This window comes from Massilia agri (assembly GCF_024753255.1).
GTDB lineage: Bacteria > Pseudomonadota > Gammaproteobacteria > Burkholderiales > Burkholderiaceae_D > Telluria > Telluria agri.
Map to the genome: position 1 here is coordinate 55,751 of NZ_JANUHA010000023.1, position 18,691 is coordinate 74,441.

Annotated in this window: 17 protein-coding genes; 8 read left to right on the forward strand and 9 right to left on the reverse strand. The window is 66.5% G+C overall.

Going from position 1 to position 18,691, the window contains the following annotated elements:
* The 5 genes from NX780_RS22610 to NX780_RS22630 all read right to left on the reverse strand — a co-directional run bounded on the left by NX780_RS22610 (window position 1) and on the right by NX780_RS22630 (window position 7,036).
* The gene (locus tag NX780_RS22610; RefSeq protein WP_258830142.1) at window positions 1-2,817 is read right to left on the reverse strand and encodes a type VI secretion system Vgr family protein; all 2,817 of its coding nucleotides are present in this window, start codon (window positions 2,815-2,817) and stop codon (window positions 1-3) included.
* Between the two features lie 178 nt (window positions 2,818-2,995).
* Window positions 2,996-3,799 (reverse strand): TatD family hydrolase, encoded by an 804-nt coding sequence (locus NX780_RS22615; RefSeq protein WP_258830143.1) that lies wholly within the window; start codon window positions 3,797-3,799, stop codon window positions 2,996-2,998.
* Window positions 3,800-3,802: 3 nt separating this feature from the next.
* Window positions 3,803-4,507, reverse strand: a complete 705-nt coding sequence (gene lolD, locus NX780_RS22620) for a lipoprotein-releasing ABC transporter ATP-binding protein LolD (RefSeq protein WP_370663641.1) — start codon at window positions 4,505-4,507, stop codon at window positions 3,803-3,805.
* Window positions 4,500-5,765, reverse strand: a complete 1,266-nt coding sequence (locus tag NX780_RS22625; RefSeq protein ID WP_258830144.1) for a lipoprotein-releasing ABC transporter permease subunit — start codon at window positions 5,763-5,765, stop codon at window positions 4,500-4,502. The genes lolD and NX780_RS22625 overlap by 8 nt, the downstream gene beginning before the upstream one ends.
* Window positions 5,762-7,036 carry a lipoprotein-releasing ABC transporter permease subunit gene (locus NX780_RS22630; RefSeq protein WP_258830145.1) on the reverse strand — a complete coding sequence of 425 codons (1,275 nt, stop codon included), beginning with the start codon at window positions 7,034-7,036 and terminating at the stop codon, window positions 5,762-5,764. The genes NX780_RS22625 and NX780_RS22630 overlap by 4 nt, the downstream gene beginning before the upstream one ends.
* Before the next feature lie 122 nt (window positions 7,037-7,158).
* On the opposite strand from NX780_RS22630, the gene NX780_RS22635 reads away from it, so the two are divergent.
* Both NX780_RS22635 and recJ read left to right on the forward strand, forming a co-directional pair.
* Entirely contained in the window at window positions 7,159-8,172 is a 1,014-nt protein-coding gene (locus tag NX780_RS22635; RefSeq protein WP_258830146.1) for a hypothetical protein, read from the forward strand.
* 50 nt (window positions 8,173-8,222) lie between these two features.
* Window positions 8,223-9,872: a single-stranded-DNA-specific exonuclease RecJ gene (recJ, locus tag NX780_RS22640; RefSeq protein ID WP_258830162.1), complete on the forward strand. Its 1,650-nt coding sequence runs from the start codon at window positions 8,223-8,225 to the stop codon at window positions 9,870-9,872.
* Between the two features lie 4 nt (window positions 9,873-9,876).
* Here recJ and NX780_RS22645 read toward each other — a convergent pair whose 3' ends face one another.
* Window positions 9,877-10,533 (reverse strand): DJ-1/PfpI family protein, encoded by a 657-nt coding sequence (locus NX780_RS22645; protein WP_307733032.1) that lies wholly within the window; start codon window positions 10,531-10,533, stop codon window positions 9,877-9,879.
* A gap of 116 nt (window positions 10,534-10,649) precedes the next feature.
* A complete protein-coding gene (locus NX780_RS22650; protein WP_258830148.1) occupies window positions 10,650-11,120 on the reverse strand; it encodes a YybH family protein in 471 nt (156 codons plus the stop codon).
* 130 nt (window positions 11,121-11,250) lie between these two features.
* On the opposite strand from NX780_RS22650, the gene NX780_RS22655 reads away from it, so the two are divergent.
* The 3 genes from NX780_RS22655 to NX780_RS22665 are packed head-to-tail and all read left to right on the forward strand — an operon-like array spanning window position 11,251 to window position 12,710.
* Entirely contained in the window at window positions 11,251-11,688 is a 438-nt protein-coding gene (locus tag NX780_RS22655; RefSeq protein WP_258830149.1) for an MbcA/ParS/Xre antitoxin family protein, read from the forward strand.
* A gap of 2 nt (window positions 11,689-11,690) precedes the next feature.
* Window positions 11,691-12,374, forward strand: coding sequence for an RES family NAD+ phosphorylase (locus NX780_RS22660; RefSeq protein WP_258830150.1), 684 nt, complete (start codon window positions 11,691-11,693; stop codon window positions 12,372-12,374).
* A gap of 15 nt (window positions 12,375-12,389) precedes the next feature.
* On the forward strand, window positions 12,390-12,710 hold the full coding sequence (locus NX780_RS22665; protein WP_258830151.1) for a DUF2288 domain-containing protein: 321 nt from the start codon (window positions 12,390-12,392) through the stop codon (window positions 12,708-12,710).
* Between the two features lie 4 nt (window positions 12,711-12,714).
* Here the strand turns inward: NX780_RS22665 and NX780_RS22670 are convergent, their stop codons facing one another.
* Together NX780_RS22670 and NX780_RS22675 are read right to left on the reverse strand one after the other, a co-directional pair.
* Window positions 12,715-13,104, reverse strand: a complete 390-nt coding sequence (locus NX780_RS22670; protein ID WP_258830152.1) for a tetratricopeptide repeat protein — start codon at window positions 13,102-13,104, stop codon at window positions 12,715-12,717.
* Window positions 13,101-15,113 carry a bifunctional 2',3'-cyclic-nucleotide 2'-phosphodiesterase/3'-nucleotidase gene (locus tag NX780_RS22675; protein ID WP_258830153.1) on the reverse strand — a complete coding sequence of 671 codons (2,013 nt, stop codon included), beginning with the start codon at window positions 15,111-15,113 and terminating at the stop codon, window positions 13,101-13,103. Before NX780_RS22675 ends, NX780_RS22670 begins: the two co-directional genes overlap by 4 nt.
* A gap of 144 nt (window positions 15,114-15,257) precedes the next feature.
* On the opposite strand from NX780_RS22675, the gene prfB reads away from it, so the two are divergent.
* From prfB to lysS, 3 genes are all read left to right on the forward strand, one after another.
* Window positions 15,258-16,362, forward strand: a protein-coding gene (prfB, locus tag NX780_RS22680; protein ID WP_258830154.1) for a peptide chain release factor 2 whose coding sequence is annotated in 2 segments (ribosomal slippage) — window positions 15,258-15,338 and window positions 15,340-16,362 — 1,104 coding nt in all. Because the reading frame shifts where the segments join, the coding sequence is not laid out codon by codon here.
* Between the two features lie 3 nt (window positions 16,363-16,365).
* Window positions 16,366-17,028 carry an HAD family hydrolase gene (locus tag NX780_RS22685; RefSeq protein ID WP_258830155.1) on the forward strand — a complete coding sequence of 221 codons (663 nt, stop codon included), beginning with the start codon at window positions 16,366-16,368 and terminating at the stop codon, window positions 17,026-17,028.
* Between the two features lie 26 nt (window positions 17,029-17,054).
* Window positions 17,055-18,590: a lysine--tRNA ligase gene (gene lysS / locus NX780_RS22690; RefSeq protein WP_258830156.1), complete on the forward strand. Its 1,536-nt coding sequence runs from the start codon at window positions 17,055-17,057 to the stop codon at window positions 18,588-18,590.
* Window positions 18,591-18,691 lie beyond the last annotated feature (101 nt).

The following is an 18,691-nucleotide window of genomic DNA, read 5'->3' on the forward strand; positions in this document are numbered from 1 at the left end:
TTAAGGAAGAAGCTCGAAGCGCACCGGACCCAGGGCGTCGCTCTGGATCAGGGAGGTACGTCCGAGCTCGTCGCTTTCCCCTGCGATGGTCCTGCCGTCGTCCAGGTGGGCGATGTAACGTTGGTGGGGTATCGGTTCGCGCGTTTGCAGGTGGCGCAGGACGAGGCGTTCGTCGCTGCGCAGCTTGGTTTCAGCAAAATCGAGTTTGGTCGGGTCGCCCCCACCCGGTCCGGAACGCAGGTGTGAGGCCGCCTTGATGAGATGCTCGCCCGTGCTTTGCTCGGTGATCTTCCCGTTCACCCAGTCCGTCTGCGCGCCCTGCGAGACGATGCGCACGGCGGGCGCTTCCAGGTGGATCGCCTCGCCGGCGATCAGGCTGATGCGGCCGGACGACTTGATCTTGACCGCGCCCTGGTGGGTCTCCACCGTGATGTCGCCGCGGCCGGCGACTACCTTGATGCCCAGCGCCTGGGCGAACGCACTGATGCCGCGCGCCGCGCGCAGGAAGATATTGCGGCCACTTGAGGCGCGCACGTCGGCCCCGCTGACCAGGTCCAGCTGGCTTTGGGAACCGACCGAGACGCTTTCCTGGCTGGCCATCACGATGCCTGCCGGCGCAGTCACGGCAACGATGGCTTCGGCCCCTTGCGCGTCCGGCGCGATGTTCGAACCATGCTCCCAGGATTTGAGTTTCTGCGTGAGCTCGCCGAGCTGGCGGGTGCTTTCCTCGTCGCCCGTATGCTGCTCGGCCAGCTTGCTCACCTCGTCCGCGATGCTCTGCATCAGTTCCGCCAGGCCGAGCAGTCCTGCGCGCGCCAGGTGCGATCCGGCGCCATCGGATGCCGCCTCGGCGGTCAACAACACCCCTTCCTTGCCGCGTATCGCCACACTGCGGTCGCTGCGCAGTTCCGCGCCCTCCCCGCGTGGCGCGGCCGCGCCATTCGCCTTCGGTTGCGTCAGCCAGCCGAGGTTCAGCTGAGAGGCGCCATGGTCGCTCGCCAGCTGGGCGCTGATTTCACCGCGTGTATCGTCGAAGCGCAGCTGGTTGCCGCGCTGGCTGCCGATCTCGCGGGTGCGGGTGCCGGACAGGTAGCGGTTGCCCGGCAGGCCACCGCCGGCGGCGTCCATGCCGTGCAGGCCCAGTGCGGGCGGTTCGCCCCGCTGGTTGAAGACTTGCGAGAGGATCACAGGCCGGTCAGGGTCGCCTCCCAGGAAGGCAACCAGCACTTCGCTGCCCACACGCGGCAGCGACAGCGTGCCGCACTGCTGGTTGGCGCCGGGGCCGTTGCCGGCCCAGTTCGAGGCCACGCGTACCCAGGCGGAATCGGCGGGCGTGTCCGAAGCGCCGGCGCCGTGCGCATGCTTGTGGTCGCCCGAACGCATACCCGGGAAACGGATCTTCACCCGGCCCAGTGCGTCGCAATGCACTTCCTCGCCCGGTGGGCCCACCACGATGGCGCTTTGCAGCTGCGGATGCGGCAGGTCGAAGCGAGGGTCGAAGCTTGGTGCCAGCGGGATGCCGCGGCGCACGCAGTCAAAGCGCATCCGCACACGCACGCCGTCGCCACCCACGGGGTGCTCGTTGGGCGCCAGCATGGCGCGTTCCGGACTGAAGTGCCCCAGCAGGCGCCGCACGCGGGCCGACAGTTCAGTCGGCAGGTTGTTCTCGGCTTCCATCCACACGGCCGTGACGACGAAATCGCGCTCCGCTTCCGGGTGGGTGTCGATCTCGGGGTGGCCGGACAAAGTGAAGTATTCGCCCGCGCACAGGTCGCGCACGCTGCCTTCGCCATGGAAGCACTTGGTGTCGAACTCGTGGCGGTTCATGCGCACCTGGCCGAGACGCCAGTGGTCTTCGACGTCGTTACCGGCATGGGGCATCTCGACCAGGTAGTCGTCGAGGCTGGCCGCCAGTGCGTTGCCGCTGCGGCCCTGATCGGCCATGCTGCGGGCCGTGGTCGTCATGAACTGCACGCCCAGGGGATTGCGGTAGTCCCAGCTGTGGCGGGTGATCGAGCCCGGCTGCAGGCGGCGTGCGGCGCACCAGGAGACGACGGTATCGCGTTCCAGGGTGGCGTCGTCGCGGTGGTAGCGCACGCTGCCTGCGGCGCTGCGCGGCAGCGAGGCCGGGTCGGAGAACAGCACCAGGGTGTGGACCGGGGTGTCGTCCGCCTCGGGTTCACCGGTGGCGACGCTGGCGCGGGCGCGTCCCGGGCGGAAGGTCCAGGCGATGCCGCGCCGCTTGAGCAGCCGCCGCACGAAAGCGGCGTCGGATTCGTTGTACTGCATGGTCTGTTCGCGCGGCGGATACTGGCGCATGTCGAACAGCGGATCGAGCTCGTAGTCGAAGGCGCTGGCCATGACGCTGTTCGACTGGCGCCATTCGTCGAACAGCACCTGCACGATCTCGAGTTCGCTCTGGTAACGGAATACCCGGCTGTTGACGCGTTTTTCCATCACGGCCAGGGCGTCGCGCAGCACCAGCTGGTAGACGGCCAGGCCGCCATCGTGGTCACCGGCGCGCGCTTCGGCGACGATGCCGCAGATGCTGCGCAACTGGCCGCGGTCGGTCACCATCTGCAGTTCGGCCGGCAGCGCGATGAGTTCCTTGAGCGGCAGGCGCGGCGTGTCGGCCACGCAGGTGATCAGGTACTCGAAGCCCCCGCAGACGGATTCCTGCCCCTGCACCCGCTGCGGCAGCAGCAGCTCGTCGGCCAGGTGGTCGGCATGGGCGAGGCGCAACCGGATCGGCCGGTGGGCTGTCGTCAGCGACTTCTCGTGCCGTAGCATCCGCAGGAATTCGCTCGCGCTGTCCAAGTCCTTCTCCCTCTTGCATGGTTGCTCGTGGCTGCGGGTGCAGCGAAGAATGCATATTGGCAGAATGGTTGAGGCGAAGCATTGGCCTGTCACAATGCCGGAAATGAACTTTCACGAGCGCGCCACGGTCGTGCGCGGGCAGACACTGGGGAAGCCTGGAAGTTTTAGTAGTAAGCTACTAAGAAACGGGGTAGGCGGCCAGGCGCGGAATGGCCGCCAGCGTGTTGCGGTGGACGGCTTCCCGCACCTCGTCGACGCCCATGCCACGCAGTTCGGCCAAGGCGGCGCCAATGCGCGGCAGCTGGTCCGGCGTGTTGCGCCCCGGGTGGATCCAGCTCGGCGCGATGTCCGGCGAATCGGTCTCCAGCACGATGGCGTCGAGCGGCAGCTCGGTTGCCAGGCGCCGGATCTGCAGCGCGCGGGTGAAGGTCATGGCGCCGCCGAAGCCCAGGTGCAGCCCGAGGTCGATGAAGGTTTTCGCCTGCTGGAAGCTGCCGTTGAAGGCGTGGGCGATGCCGGCCGGCGGGCGGATCTGGCGCAGGTGCTTCAGCACCTGGTCCTGGGAGCGCCGCACGTGGGTCATCACGGGCAGGTCGAGGTCGCGGGCGATGCGCAGCTGCTCGCGAAAGAACCGCTCCTGCTTGGCCCGCATGTCCGGCTCGCACAGGAGCGGAATGAAGAAATCCAGGCCGATCTCGCCGATGCCGACGAAGTTCGGGTCGCCAAGGGCCGCTTCGGCCGCGGCCCGCAGCACCTCGAGGTCTTCGTCGCGGGCCTGCGGGATGCAGATCGGGTGGATGCCGAGCGCGTAGCTCACGTTCGGCGCGTCGGCGGCCAGGGCAGCCACGGCGGCAAAATTGCCGCGTTCGACCGCCATCGCGACGATCATCGACACCCCGGCATCAAGCCCCTGGCGCGCCACGGCGAGCGACTCGGCGCCGAATTCGTGGGCGTCCAGGTGGCAGTGGGTGTCGATCCACATCGCTTACGCCTCCACCGCCTGCAGACCGTGCTCGGTCAGGCGGAACACGCGGTCGCAGCGTTGCGCCAGCTCCATGTCGTGGGTGACGATCACGAACGCCGTGCCGAGGGTGCGCGAGAGTTCCAGCATCAGGTCGAAGATCGATTGCGCGGTGCTGTGGTCGAGGTTACCGGTCGGTTCGTCGGCCAGCACGCAGGCCGGCTGGGTCACCAGGGCGCGCGCCAGGGCCACACGCTGTCGTTCGCCGCCGGACAGCTCGCCGGGACGGTGCACCACGCGCTTGCCCAGGCCGACACGCGCCAGGATCGCTTCCGCCTTCTGCAGTGCGGCATCGCGTTTCTCGCGCCGGATCATCAGCGGCATCATGACGTTGTCCAGCGCCGAGAATTCCGGCAGCAGGTGGTGGAATTGGTAGACGAAGCCGAGCGAAGAATTGCGCAGCTCGCCGCGCCGGGTTTCGGACAGGGTCGCGAAATCCTCGCCCAGCAGCGTCACCGATCCCGTCGACGGCGTATCGAGCCCGCCCAGCAGGTGCAGCAGGGTCGACTTGCCGGAACCGGAGGCGCCGACGATGGCGACGCGCTCGCCGCGGTAGATGGCGAAGTCGATCTTGTCCAGCACCTGGACGCCGTAGTCGCCCTGCTTGAAGGTCTTGCCCAGGCCGCGGCAGGCCAGCACCGGCGCCTGGTCGTTCATCGGCTTATTCATAGCGCAGCGCCTCCGCAGGTTTCACGCGCGAGGCCGACCAGCTCGGGTAGAGGGTCGCCACGAAGGCCAGCAGCACGGACAGGCCGCCGATTCTCAACACGTCCGGCCAGCGCAGGTCGGACGGGATGGCGCTGATCAGGTAGATATCTTTCGACAAGAACTGCACTCCCAACAGGTTTTCGATAAACGGTACGATGACGTCGATGTTCAGGGCCACCAGCACGCCCCCGCCCACGCCAAGCGCGGTGCCGAGGACGCCCACCAGCGCGCCCTGCACCATGAAGATCTTCTGGATCGAGCGCGGGGAAGCGCCCAGGGTGCGCAGGATGGCGATGTCGGCCTGCTTGTCGGTCACCGTCATGACCAGGGTCGAGACCAGGTTGAAGGCCGCCACTGCGATGATCAGGGTGAGCACGATGAACATGACTTTCTTCTCGGTCTGTACGGCGGCGAACCAGGTGGCGTTCAGCTTGGACCAGTCGCGCATTTCCAGGTCGCCCGACATGGTCTTTGCCAGCTCCTGCGCCACCACGGGCGCATCGCGCACTTCAAGCACGCGCAGGCGCAGGCCCATCGGCGCCGGCAAACGCTCCATGCGCTGCGCGTCCTCGATGTGGATGAAGGACAGCGCGCCATCGAGTTTCGGATCACCCGCCTCGAAGATGCCGGCCACCGTGAAGCTGCGGCTGCGCGGCAGCAGGCCCGCGGGCGTGACCTGCCCCTGGGCCAGCATCATGGTGATCTTGCTGCCGATGCCCACGTCCAGCGAGCGCGCCAGCGACTGTCCCAGCACGATGTTGTACGCCCCCGGCTGCAGGGCCGCGAGACTGCCCGCACGCACCTGGCTGGCCACCTGGGACACCTTGCCCTCCTCGCCAGGGAGGATGCCGCGGATGACGGAGGGACGCATCGCGCCGCCATTCACGAGCAGGCCCTGGGTCTCGACGAAGGGCGCGGCGCCGCGCACTTGCGGGTTGCGCGCTGCTTCCGTCGCCGCGGCGCGCCAGTCCGCCATGCTGCCGCTCTTGTCGAACACCTCGATATGGGCCAGCACCGACAGCATGCGGTCGGTCACGTCCTTCTGGAAGCCGTTCATCACCGACAGCACGATGATCAGGGCGGCCACGCCGAGCGCGATGCCGGCGACGGAAATCAGGGAGATGAAGGAGATGAAGCTGTTGCGGCCGCTGCGCTTGCCGGCGCGCGTGTAGCGCAGGCCGACCATCCATTCAAAAGGGAGATTCTCGGTCAGTTTCATTCGTACCTCAGCGCTTCGGCCGGTTTCACGCGCGAGGCCGACCAGCTCGGATACAGGGTCGCCAGGAAGGCCAGCAGCACGGCGACGGCGCCGATCCAGCCGACGTCGTCCCAGCGCAGCTGCGAGGGTATCTCGCTGATCAGGTAGATCTCCTGCGACAGGAACTTCACCTTGAACATCTCTTCGATGAAGGGCACGATCACGTGGATGTTCATGGCCACCAGCACGCCCAGGCCCACGCCAAGCGCCGCGCCGAGCAGGCCGACCAGGGTGCCCTGCACCATGAAGATCGTCATGACCGAGCGCGGCGAAGCGCCGATGGTGCGCAGGATGGCGATGTCGGCCTGCTTGTCGCGCACCGACATGACCAGGGTCGAGACCAGGTTGAAGGCGGCCACCGCGACGATCATGGTCAGGATGATGAACATCATGCGTTTCTGCGACTGCACGGCCGCGAACCACACCGGGTTCACCTTCGACCAGTCGCGCACATAGAGCTCACCGGGCAGGCTGGCTTGCAGCGTGGCCGCGACCCTCGGCGCGGCTTCCATGTCGGCCAGCTTCAGGCGCAGGCCGCCAGGGGCGTTCACGCCGGCCAGCTGCTCGGTATCCGCGAGGCTGGCAAAGGCAAGCCCGGAATCGAATTCGAAGTGGCCGGCCTCGAAAATGCCGGACACCGTCAAGGGACGGGTGCGCGGCACGGCGCCCGGGGCGGCGGCCTGGTCCGGGCTGCCGGCCGCCATGAGCATGGTGATGCGGTCGCCCACGCCCACGTCGAGCGCGGTGGCCAGCGCACGCCCGATGACGATGTTGAAGGACCCCGGCTGCAGCGTGTCGAAGCGGCCTTCGCGCATATGGGTGGCCACTTCCGACACGGTGCTCTCCTGTGCGGGAATGACGCCGCGCACCACCACCGGCTTCATCACGCCGTCGCTGATCAGCATGGCCTGGGTGTCGACGAAAGGCGCGCTGGCACGTACCTCGGGGTGGCGCAGAGCCTGCTGCGCAGTCGCGCGCCAGCCCGGCATCTCGCCCCGGGCGTCGAAGATTTCCACGTGGGCCAGCACCGACAGCATGCGCGCCGTGACTTCCTTCTCGAAGCCGTTCATCACCGACAGCACCACGATCAGGGCGGCCACGCCCAGTGCGATGCCGGCCACCGAGGCCATCGAGATGAAGGAAATGAAACTGTTGCGGCCGCTGCGCTTGCCGGCGCGCGTGTAGCGCAGGCCGACTTGCCACTCATAGGGCAGCTGGTGGGTGATGCTCATAAATCCGGTCAGGTTGTCTTATTGGTTTGCCAACCCGACAGTTTGCCAGACATCGGCCGATCGTGCCGGAAAAAGCGTTGCCAAGCGTGTGGGCCGGGCCGTTGTGCCCTAAAATAGCGCCCATGTCCCAGATTACGCTCGTCGTCCCCTTCCTGCTCCCGCTTCCCCAATTCGCACCCGACCTCGTGCGGGCCCTGCAGGCCCCGGCCCTGTCCGCCCTGCTCAGCCGCACCAGCGGCCAGGCGCGCACGGCCGAACAGGCCGTCAGTGCCCTGCCCCACGAAAGCTGGCTCGCGCGCGAACTGGGCCTGTCGAAGGAAGGGCATCCGGCCTTCGCGGCCGCCGCCATGCGCGGCTTCGGGCTCGATCCGCTTGATGGCACCTGGTTCATCGTCAACCCCGCCCACGTGCAGATCGCGCGCAGCCACTCCATGCTGGGCGACCTGCGCCAGCTGGGCCTGCTCGACGCCGAAGGCCGCGCCCTGTTCGATGCGGCGCGTCTCCTGTGCGAGGAGATCGGCCACCCCTTGCTCTACGGCGACGCCGGCACCTGGTTCCTGCGCGCCGACGCATGGACCGGCATCGATCCCGCCACCCCGGACACCGTGGTCGGCATGGACCTGACCGACTTCGTCCCGCGCGGACGTGAGGCGCTGGCCTGGCGCAAGCTGCAGAACGAGGTGCAGATGGCCTGGCACGCGCATCCTGTGAACGCGGCCCGCGAGGCGAGGCGCCAGCCGAGCGTCAACAGCTTCTGGCTCTGGGGCGGCAGCAAGGGCGGCGCGCGCAGCAGCCGGCAGCTCGCGAGCATCGCCGCACCGGGCTGGATTTCCGGCCTGTCCGACCATATATGGGAGGGGTTCGGCAAGCTCGACTCGCTGGCGGGCCAGGATGCGCTGCTGTATGTGGGCAGCCTGGCCGAATCGGCCATCGCGGCCGACTGGGGCAGCTGGCTCATGCAGGCGCAGCAGCTCGAATCCGAACTGTTCGCACCGCTGCACGCCGCCCTGACGCAGGGCCGGATCAAGACCCTGCGGATCGTCGCCAGCAGCCGCGAAGGCCTTGCCGAATTCACCACGACCGCCATGGCCCAGCGCAAATTCTGGCGCCGGCCGACCCTGGAAGCACTGACTTGAGTATCACGACCCGCATCGCCACCCGTCCCTGCCCCTGGCGCACCTCCGAAATGCTGCGCCAGGGCGGGGTGCACCCTGTGCTCGCGCGCATCTACGCGGCGCGCGGCCTGTCCGACCCACGCGAACTGTCCAGCGAGCTGGCCGCCCTGGTGCCGCCCGGCGCCCTGCGCCACATCGAGGCGGCAGCCGTGTTCCTGGCCGACGCCATCGCCGCCAACAAGCGCATGACCATCGTCGCCGACTACGATTGCGACGGCGCCACCGCCTGCGCCACGGCGCTACGCGGCCTGCGCATGATGGGCGCCAATGTCGACTACATCGTACCGAACCGGTTCGAGTACGGCTATGGCCTCACGCCCGAGATCGTCGAACTGACGGCGCGCGAAAAGTCGCCCGACATCATCATCACCGTCGACAACGGCATCGCCAGCATCGACGGCGTGCTGGAAGCGAACCGGCGCGGCATCGAAGTCGTCGTCACCGACCACCACCTGCCGGGCGACGCCCTGCCGCCGGCGCGCGTGATCGTCAACCCGAACCAGCCCGAGTGCGGCTTTCCCAGCAAGCACCTGGCCGGCGTCGGCGTCGTATTCTACGTGCTGCTGGCGCTGCGCGCGGAGCTGCGCCGGCGCGGCATGTTCGATGCGGCAACCCAACCCAAGCTCGACAGCCTGCTCGACCTGGTGGCGCTCGGCACCGTGGCCGACGTGGTGCGCCTGGACGCCAACAACCGCATCCTGGTGGCGCAAGGCCTCAAGCGCATGCGCGCGGGCCGCATGCATCCGGGCGTGGCCGCCCTGTTCCGCGTGGCGGGCCGGGAAGCGCGCTGCGCCTCGCCCTTCGATCTCGGCTTCGCGCTCGGTCCGCGCCTGAACGCCGCCGGCCGGCTGGAAGACATGTCGCTCGGGATCGAGTGCCTGGTGACGGACGACGTCGGCCGCGCCTGGGCGATCGCCCAGCAGCTCAACGAGATCAACCTGAAGCGCCGCGAGATCGAAGCCGAGATGCAGGACACCGCCCTGCTGCACCTGGACAGCTTCGAGCCTTCGGGCGCGAGCACGATCAGCGTGTTCGACGAAGGCTGGCACCAGGGCGTGATCGGCATCGTCGCCTCGCGCCTGAAGGAGAAGTTCTACCGGCCCACGATCACCTTCGCACCCTCCAGTGACGGCTGGATCAAGGGTTCGGGCCGCTCGATCCCGGGCTTCCACCTGCGCGACGCGCTCGACCTGGTGTCCAAGCGGGTGCCGGGCCTGATCGACAAGTTCGGCGGCCACGCGATGGCGGCCGGGCTGACCATCCGGGGCGAGCATTTCGACAGCTTCCAGCAGGCTTTCGAGGCGGTCGGGCGCGCCTGGCTGACCGAGGCCCAGCTCGAACGCATCATCGAAACCGACGGGCCGCTGGAAGACGAGTTCTACTCGACCCACTTCATCGAGCAGATGGATGCGCAGGTCTGGGGCCAGGGCTTCGCGCCGCCCGTGTTCTGCGACGAATTCCGCGTGGTGAGCCAGCGCATCCTGAAGGAACGCCACCTCAAGCTGCTGCTGGAACGCAATGGCCGCCGTTACGACGCGATCTGGTTCGGACACACCGACAGCCTTCCCGAGCGGGCCCGCGTGGCCTTCCGCCTGGATGCCAACGAGTACAACGGCGTGACCAAGGTGCAGCTGCTGGTGGAGCACGCCGAGCCGGCCTGATCGGCTACACCAGGGCTGCGCGCGCGATGATCGCCTCCGCCGCCGGCATGCGCGCGGCGATCGCATCCTCGTAGCGCGCGACGCGTTCAGGGCCTGCGCTGTCCGGCGTGCCGCAGTCGAAAGGTGGATGCGGATCGTATTCCAGCGCCAGCTGGATCAGCTTCGCCGCCTCTTCTCCGGCCAGCTCGGCGGCCAGCGCGAAGGCGAAATCGATCCCGGCCGTCACGCCGCCTCCCGAAATGCGGTTGCGGTCGCGCACGATGCGATCATGCACGGGAATCGCGCCGAAAGCCGGCAGGTAGCGGCGCCAGCGCCAGTGGCAGGCGGAGCGATAGCCCTGCAAGAGGCCGGCCGCACCCAGCACCAGCGAACCGTTGCACACCGAGGCGACCCAGCGCGCCCCCGCGCCCTGCCGGCGCAGGAAGCCCAGCGTTTCCTCGTCTTCCAACAGATCCCGGATGCCAAAGCCGCCCGGCACGCACAGCACATCGAACTGCGGGCAGTCGGCAAAGGACGTCGTCGGGCAGATCGCGAAGCCGGCGTCGGTCATGACGGGCGCCGCATCCTTCCAGGCGAGGTGGACACGGGCGCCGGGGACCCGGCTCAGGACCTGGGTCGGGCCCGTCAGGTCCAGCTGGGTCACGTTCGGGAACAGCAGCATGCCGATCTGGATGGTCGTGCTCACGTCAGTCTCCTTGCAAATGGTGAAGACACCATTCTAGGAGGCCATCATTTGGCAGAAACGTCATCGATCGATGAATTCCTGCCAATCGAACCCTACTTCTTCGGTGGCGGCGGAACGAAATCCGATCCGCGGTCGAACACGACCTTCCATTGCCCCGGCGCTTCCAGGCGCCAGATCGAATTGAAACGGCCGATCTTGCGGCCGGACGGGTCATAGATCGGTCCGCCGCTATAGGCCAGCGTGCCGGATTCCAGGACCTCGACCTCTTCCGGCTCCCACGAGAACGGCGCCTGCGGCTTGTCGTAGTAGGGACGCCAGCCCCTGGCGATGGCCTGCTTGCCGCGTAGATTGCCGTGGGGAGAAAAGAAGATCGCCTCGTCGGCGAGGAAACGGGTGAACGCCTCGAAATCACGGGCTTTCATGGTGGCGGCGAAGGCCCGCTCGGCATCCATGACCTGCTTCCTGAGGTCAGGATTGGAATCGCGCGCGCTTGTTGGAAAACTCGCAGCCGCGGCGGCGAGCATCAGGCAGGCGGCAAGAAGAGACAGCGAACGCAGGCGCATCGGTGAACCCTTTCCTAAACTTTTCCATTTAGCAAGGTTCGCGATTCTGTCATGTGACCGCGCGCTTTACAACCAGTAGTTGCAATCGATCCGAAATTGGAGTATAACGACTCCAACATCGGAGGATACCATGAGTCTAGCCTACTCCTACCCCAAGAGCCGCTTCGAACCGGCAGTGCTGATCGACCTGAATTCCCGGGCCGAGCGCGAGCGCCTGTCCCGTTCCGCCCTGATGGGCTTCTTCAAGCTGGCCGCCGCCTGGAGCGTGCGCGACGACGATGCGCGCGAACTGCTGGGCGGCCTCTCGTCCTCGTCCTATTACGACTGGAAGAAGAACCCTGACCGGGTGCTCGAAGTCGACCGCATCACCCGCATTTCCTACCTGCTCGGCATCTACAAGGCCCTGCACATCCTGTACGGCGACAAGCTCGCCGACGAATGGGTACACCTGCCCAACACCAATCCCATTTTCGCCGGCCGTACGCCGCTCGCCTACATGCTGGCCGGCGGCCTGATCGCCATGCAGACGGTGCGCAAGCTGCTCGACGCGCGCCGTGGAGGTCTCTGATCTTGCCGGTGCTGCACAAAATTACCCCGCTGCGCCAGTACGACACCTGCCGCCTGATTCCCTCGCGTTTCGCCGATCTCGAGGATTCGGTGCTCGCGCCGCTGGCGGAGAACGACACGGTGCTGCGCGACCTGTTCGACCTGGACAACGCCACCAACGAAAGGCTGCGCGGAGAATCCGGCCTCCTGCCCGGGATCGGCATGGACGAACTCGTGTTCGGCGTGCAGAACTTCCGCATCATCAATGCGGCCTACACCTATGCCCGCCCCGAGGGCAGCCGCTTCAACGACGGCGAGCGCGGCGCCTGGTACTGCGCCTTCGCGCCGGATACCGCGCTGGCCGAAGTCATCTTCCACAAGACCGTGGAATACGTCGAGATCAACCGCTTCGACGACAGCGTGACCTACCAGTCCCTGCTGGCCGACTTCAACGCAGGCTTCCACGACCTGCGCGGCCTGGAGGCCTTCAAGTCCTGCCTCGATCCGGACAGCTACATCGCTTCGCAGGCCCTGGCCGCCGAGCTGCTGGAAGCCGGCTCGATGGGCATCATCTACCCCAGCGTGCGCCACCCCGGCGGCACCAACCTCGCCTGCTTCCGTCCCGCACTGGTGGGCAATGTACGCAAGGCCCAGACATATCGCTTAACATGGGCGGGCTCGCCGCAACCGGCGGTCGAGATCCTTTAGCCCGACGTAGAACACATGAAGACGAATCCCGAGAAAGACCTGGAGTTGCACGACAAGATCAACCGCGAGACCGGACGCATCAAATGGAGCGAACTCGAACGCCATTTCGCGAGCGGCTCGGTGATCTGGGTGAGCGAAGAGCTGGACCTGATCGACGTGGCCCTGCGCATCGCGCACGACGACAAGGAGAGCATCAAGCAGTGGATGAGCGCGGGAACGGTGGCCAAGGTCAGCGACGTGCAGGCGCAGACCTGGGCGGCGTCGGACGAGACGCTGTGGGCCTCGGTGGTAAGTCCCTTCGTGCTGGTGCAGCCGGAAAAGAAGGCCCTTCACTGAGCGTCTAGCGCTTGGCTTCGCTCCGATGCGTCAAGGCATGCGCCGCCCGGCGCATGTATTGCGCGGCCCTCTGCGGATCCGGCTCCATCATGCCCAGCTGCTGCCAGGCTTCCGGATAATCCAGCTCGGCCGCCGCTTCCAGCCATGTGCGCGCCTTCGCCTCGTCGCGGGCGACGCCATCACCCTCGAGAAGCATCGTCGCCAGCATGAACATCGCCTCCGGCATGCCGCGCGACGCCGCCACGCCCAGCCAGTGCGCCGCCAGCGCGCCGTCGCCGCTGCTCTTGTAGGCCAGTCCGCGCCGGTAGGCGATGTCGCCTTCGTCGCCATGCTGGGCCATGGCCGGCTGCGCCAGCATCAGCGCGGCCAGGGCCGCTATCAGGCCGCGCCTCATTTCGACAGGTCGATCGCGTACAGCGCAATGCCCTTGCCGCGGCCATCGTCCGCCGCCACCTGGCTCACGTTGTGCAGGCCGGCCTCGTGCGCGAGGGCCACCATGCCCGGGCTTGAGGAGAACAGCACCTGCCCCGCCGTCTTCACGGGCGCGAACTTCCAGCTGCGCGCCGATCCGTTGGCAGCGCGCGTCAGGCGCTTCGCCTCGCGCACATAGGCGATCAGGATGTCGCGGTTGTTGTCCGGCGACGCGATCACGGTGCGGCTGCCGTCCAGGCCCGGGAAGTTGCCGCCGCCGCTGGCGCGGTAGTTATTCGTCGCGACCAGGAATTCCTGCGCAGCCGCGACCGGCTTGCCGCGCCACCTCAAGCTGCGGATCCGATCGCCCGGCGCGCGGGTGACGTCGATCTCGTAGGCCACGTCCGGCGAGGTGATGGTGTCGAAGTTATAGCTCGGCACCGCGCCGTTGACGAGCTGCTGCGGCTCGCTCTTCGAAGGGTCGATGGTATTGAAGCGGGTGGCCGACTTCTCCAGCCAGGCCTTCAGGCCGGCCCCATCCACCTTCACCGCGTACAGCGCGTTCGGATACAGGTAGAGGTCGGCCGCATTGTTCAGCGCGAGGTCGCCCGGCTTCACGTCGGTGTAGTCGCCGGGACCCGCCACGCCGCTCTTGAACGGCGCGGACACGGACAGCACCGGGAGGTCCTTGTACTGCGGCAGGTTGGCGGCGACGTACTTCGCCACGTAGTCGGCCTGGGCCTGGTTTACGACCTCGATCGCCGACACGTCGCCCACGTCGGCGAAGTAGCTCGACATGCGGAACTCGGTCGATCCCACCGGCGTCTTCACGTAGCGGATCGTCGCTTCATGCTCTTCCCGCACGGCCGCCAGCACGGCGGGGTCGGCGTCGACAAAGGCCTTGTCACCCGTCTGCGCGGCGCGCGCCTCGACAAGCGTCTTGTCCTTCTCGACCGTCCAGCGCTTGCCGTCATGCTTGAGGTGCAGCTTGACCACACCCAGGTGCTTGCCCCACAGGTTCGCCATCACCGTCGGTACGCCGTGCACGAAGCCCCTGGCCTTGTTCACACCCGGCAGGTCGAACTGCGGGACCTTGCTGGCCGGGTTCGGGAACAGCTGGTGCGAATGCCCCAGCAGCATCGCATCGATGCCCGGCACCTGCGCCAGGTACCAGCCCGCGTTCTCCATCGACGGCGAGTAGGGGCTGGCATCCAGGCCGCCGTGGGCGATGGCGATCACGAGATCGGCGCCCTTCTTCTTCATCTCCGGCACGTACTTCCGTGCGGCCTCGCGCACGCCTTCCGTGTAGACGCGACCCTCGAGGTAGCGCTTGTCCCAGGACATGATGGTCGGCGGCGTGAAGCCGATGATGCCCACGCGCACGAGCGCGGTGACCGGCTTGCCGTCCGCGCCCACTGCGCTGACCTGCTTGTCGATGATCGCGTAAGGGCTGAACAGCGGCTTCTTCGTCTTCGCGCTGTAGACGTTGGCCAGCACGACGGGGAAGGCCGGGCCGGCGCAGCGCCTGGGCTGGTCGACGCCTGCTACCCGGAAGCGGCTGCCCGTCACCTGGTTGAGGAAGGCCAGGCCGTAGTTGAACTCGTGGTTGCCGATCCCCGCGCCGTCGTACTTCAGGGCGTTCATGACCTTGTAGATGCCCAGGGTCTGGTCGCAAGCCAGCGGCTTCACGAGCGCCTGGTAGTCGGCCAGCGCATTGCCCTGGATGGTGTCGCCATTGTCGACCAGGAAGGTGTTCGGGAATTCCTTGCGCGCCTGGTGGATGAGCGTCGCGGTGCGGTCCAGGCCGTGCGAAGGCTCGGCCGCCAGCTTGTAGTAGTCGTAGCCGACCACGTTCGCGTGCAGGTCGGTGGTCTCCAGCACGGCCAGCTGGACGGTGGTGCCCGCTTTCGGCGCCTTGGCGGCGTGGACGGGGAGGCTGAGCAGCGCTGGCGCCAGCGCGATGCAGATTTGATAACGCAGGGTGTGGTACATGGCGGTGGCCGGCTAAGAGAACCGGGCGATGATACGGTAGCCGCATGCTGCCGGGCAAGCCATGTGCAGGACAGCGCCGGGCCATAGCCGTCCTGGGGTATAATCTAGGGTTCGATTTAACCTATTCAGAAGACTGCCAAGACCATGGAAGCTGAACGCATCAATGCCATTTCCGCCCTGCTGAACGACCTGACCAGCCGTGAAGCCGAACTTCGGAGGTATCTTTGACTTCGATCGCAAGTCAGAGAAACTAGAACAGGTCAACCAGGAACTCGAGGACCCGTCCGTCTGGAACGACCAGAAGCGGGCCCAGGACCTCGGCAAGGAAAAGAAGGCGCTCGAGGGCGTCGTGCTCGTGCTCGAGAAAGCGCGCGCCGACCTGACGGACGCCGCCGACCTGTTCGAGATGGCAAAGGAAGAAGGCGACCACGGCACGCTGGAATCGATCGGCGCCGACGCCGAAGAGATCCAGAAGACCATCGAAGCGATGGAATTCCGCCGCATGTTCAGCAATCCGATGGACCATGCGAACTGCTTCATCGACATCCAGGCCGGCGCCGGCGGTACCGAAGCCCAGGACTGGGCCTCGATGCTGCTGCGCCAGTACCTGCGCTACTGCGAGCGCAAGGGTTTCAAGGCCGAGGTGATGGAAATCTCCGAGGGCGAGGTCGCGGGCATCAAGACCGCCACCATCAAGGTCGACGGCGAATACGCCTATGGCCACCTGCGCACCGAGACCGGCGTGCACCGCCTGGTGCGCAAGTCGCCGTTCGATTCGGCCAACGGTCGCCACACTTCGTTCACCTCGCTGTTCGTGTATCCGGAAGTCGACGAATCCTTCGAGATCGAGATCAACCCGGCCGACGTGCGCATCGACACCTACCGCGCATCGGGCGCCGGCGGCCAGCACATCAACAAGACCGACTCCGCGGTGCGCCTGACGCACGCTCCCTCGGGCATCGTGGTGCAGTGCCAGAACGACCGCTCGCAGCACCGCAACAAGGCCGAGGCCTGGGACATGCTGCGCGCCAAGCTGTTCGAACTCGAGCTGCGCAAGCGCATGGCCGAGCAGCAGAAGCTCGAAGACTCCAAGACCGACGTCGGCTGGGGCCACCAGATCCGTTCCTACGTGCTGGACCAGTCGCGCATCAAGGACCTGCGCACGGGTTTTGAAACCGGCAATACCAAGAACGTGCTGGACGGCGACCTGGACGACTTCATCTCGGCCTCGCTCAAGCAGGGCGTGTAAGCGATGACGATGCCACAACAGGCCTTCGTGTTCGACATGGACGGCACCATCGTCGACAACATGGCCTTCCACACCGACTCGTGGCTCGCTTTCTTCGCGCGCCGCGGCGTGACGCTCGACGCTGACGAATTCTTCCGCGCGACGGCCGGCCGCCAGGGCGGCGAAATCATGCGCGCCTACCTGGGCGAGCATCTGGGCGACGAGGAAGTGGGCCTGCTCAACCACGAGAAGGAATCGGTCTACCGCGAGCTCTACGCGCCGCACCGCAAGACCGTCGCCGGCTTCGACGCGCTGGTCACGCGCGCCAGGCTTGAAGGCGTGAAGCTCGCCGTCGCCACCGCCGCGCCGCCCGCCAACATCGAGTTCACCCTCGATGGCCTCGACCTGCGCAAGCATTTCGATGCGGTGGTCGGCGCCGCCGACGTGGCGCGCAGCAAACCGCATCCGGACGTGTTCCTGAAAGCGGCCGAGCGCTGCGGCGTGCAGCCCGAGCACTGCATCGTGTTCGAGGACGCGCCACTGGGCGTGGAAGCGGCACGCCGCGCCGGCATGCGCTGCGTGGTCCTGATAACCACCCTGCCGCGTGACGCGTTTACCGATTTCGACAACGTCATCGCCATCGTGCGCGACTTCTCCGAACTCAAGACCGAGCTCCTGTTCGGCTAAACCAAATAAGAACTGCCTATCCAATCATGACTACGGAAAACCAAGACCAGTCGCCCGTCGTGGCGCTCGATGAAAACAAGATCATGGCCGAGCGCCGCGCCAAGCTGGCCGCGCTGCGCCAGCAGGGCAACCCCTTCCCGAACGACTTCGTCCCCAAGGACAAGGCGGCCGACGTGGTCGAAACCTACAACGGCAAGACCCGCGAAGAGCTGGAAGCCGAGCCGGTGAATGTCGTCATGGCCGGCCGCATGATGCTGCGCCGCGAAGCCGGCAAGAAGGCGGCCTTCGCCACGCTGCAGGACAGCTCGGGCCCCGCCGCATCGGGCCGCATCCAGATCTACGTCACACTCGACTCCGCCGGCGAGGAAGCCATGGAAGCCCTGCGTTCGTATGACCTGGGCGACATCCTGGGCATCGAAGGCACGCTCTTCAAGACCAAGACCGACGAGCTGACCGTCAAGGTGACGAAGCTGCGCCTTGTCGCCAAGTCGCTGCGCCCGCTGCCGGACAAGTTCCACGGCCTGGCCGACCAGGAGACCAAGTACCGCCAGCGCTACGTCGACCTGATCATGAACGAAGAGACGCGCCGCACCTTCAAGGCGCGTACCGCCGCGATGTCGTCGATGCGCCGCTTCATGGAAAAGAACGGCTTCATGGAAGTCGAGACCCCGATGCTGCACCCGATCCCGGGCGGCGCCGCGGCCAAGCCCTTCATCACCCACCACAATGCGCTGGACATGGAGATGTACCTGCGCATCGCGCCGGAACTCTACCTGAAGCGCCTGGTGGTCGGCGGCTTCGACCGCGTGTTCGAAATCAACCGCAACTTCCGCAACGAAGGCGTGTCGGTCCGCCACAACCCGGAATTCACGATGATGGAATTCTATGCGGCCTACACCGACTACAAGTGGATCATGGACTTCACCGAACAGGTGATCCGCCAGGCCGCGATCGATTCGAACGGCAGCGCGGTGCTCACCTACGGCGGCCGTGAACTCGACCTGTCGAAGCCGTTCCAGCGCCTGACCATCGTCGAAGCGATCGACAAGTATGCGCCGGGCTACACGCCGGAGCAGCTGGCTAGCGCCGATTTCATCAAGGAAGAGCTGAAGAAGTTCGGCGTCAAGCCCTTCGCCAACGCCGGCCTGGGCGCGCTGCAGCTGGCCCTCTTCGAAGAGACCGCCGAGGCCCTGCTGTGGGAACCGACCTTCATCATCGACTATCCGGTCGAAGTCTCGCCGCTGGCGCGCGCATCCGACGTGCGCGAAGGGATCACCGAGCGCTTCGAGCTCTTCATGGTCGGCCGCGAGATCGCCAACGGCTTCTCGGAGCTGAACGATCCGGAAGACCAGGCCGCGCGCTTCCTGTCCCAGGTGGCGGCGAAAGAAGCCGGCGACGACGAAGCGATGTACTTCGACGCCGACTACATCCGCGCGCTGGAATACGGCATGCCGCCGGCCGGCGGTTGCGGCATCGGCATCGACCGCCTGATGATGCTGATCACCGATTCGCCGAACATCCGCGACGTGCTGCTGTTCCCGCACCTGCGCAAGGAAGACTGATAGAAAAAGCGGCCTCGGCCGCTTTTTTTGTAGGGTGGTCGGCTCCGCCGACCGCGCGTTCAAACAGTGTCGGAATAAGCGCGACGCCTCAGTTCACGCAC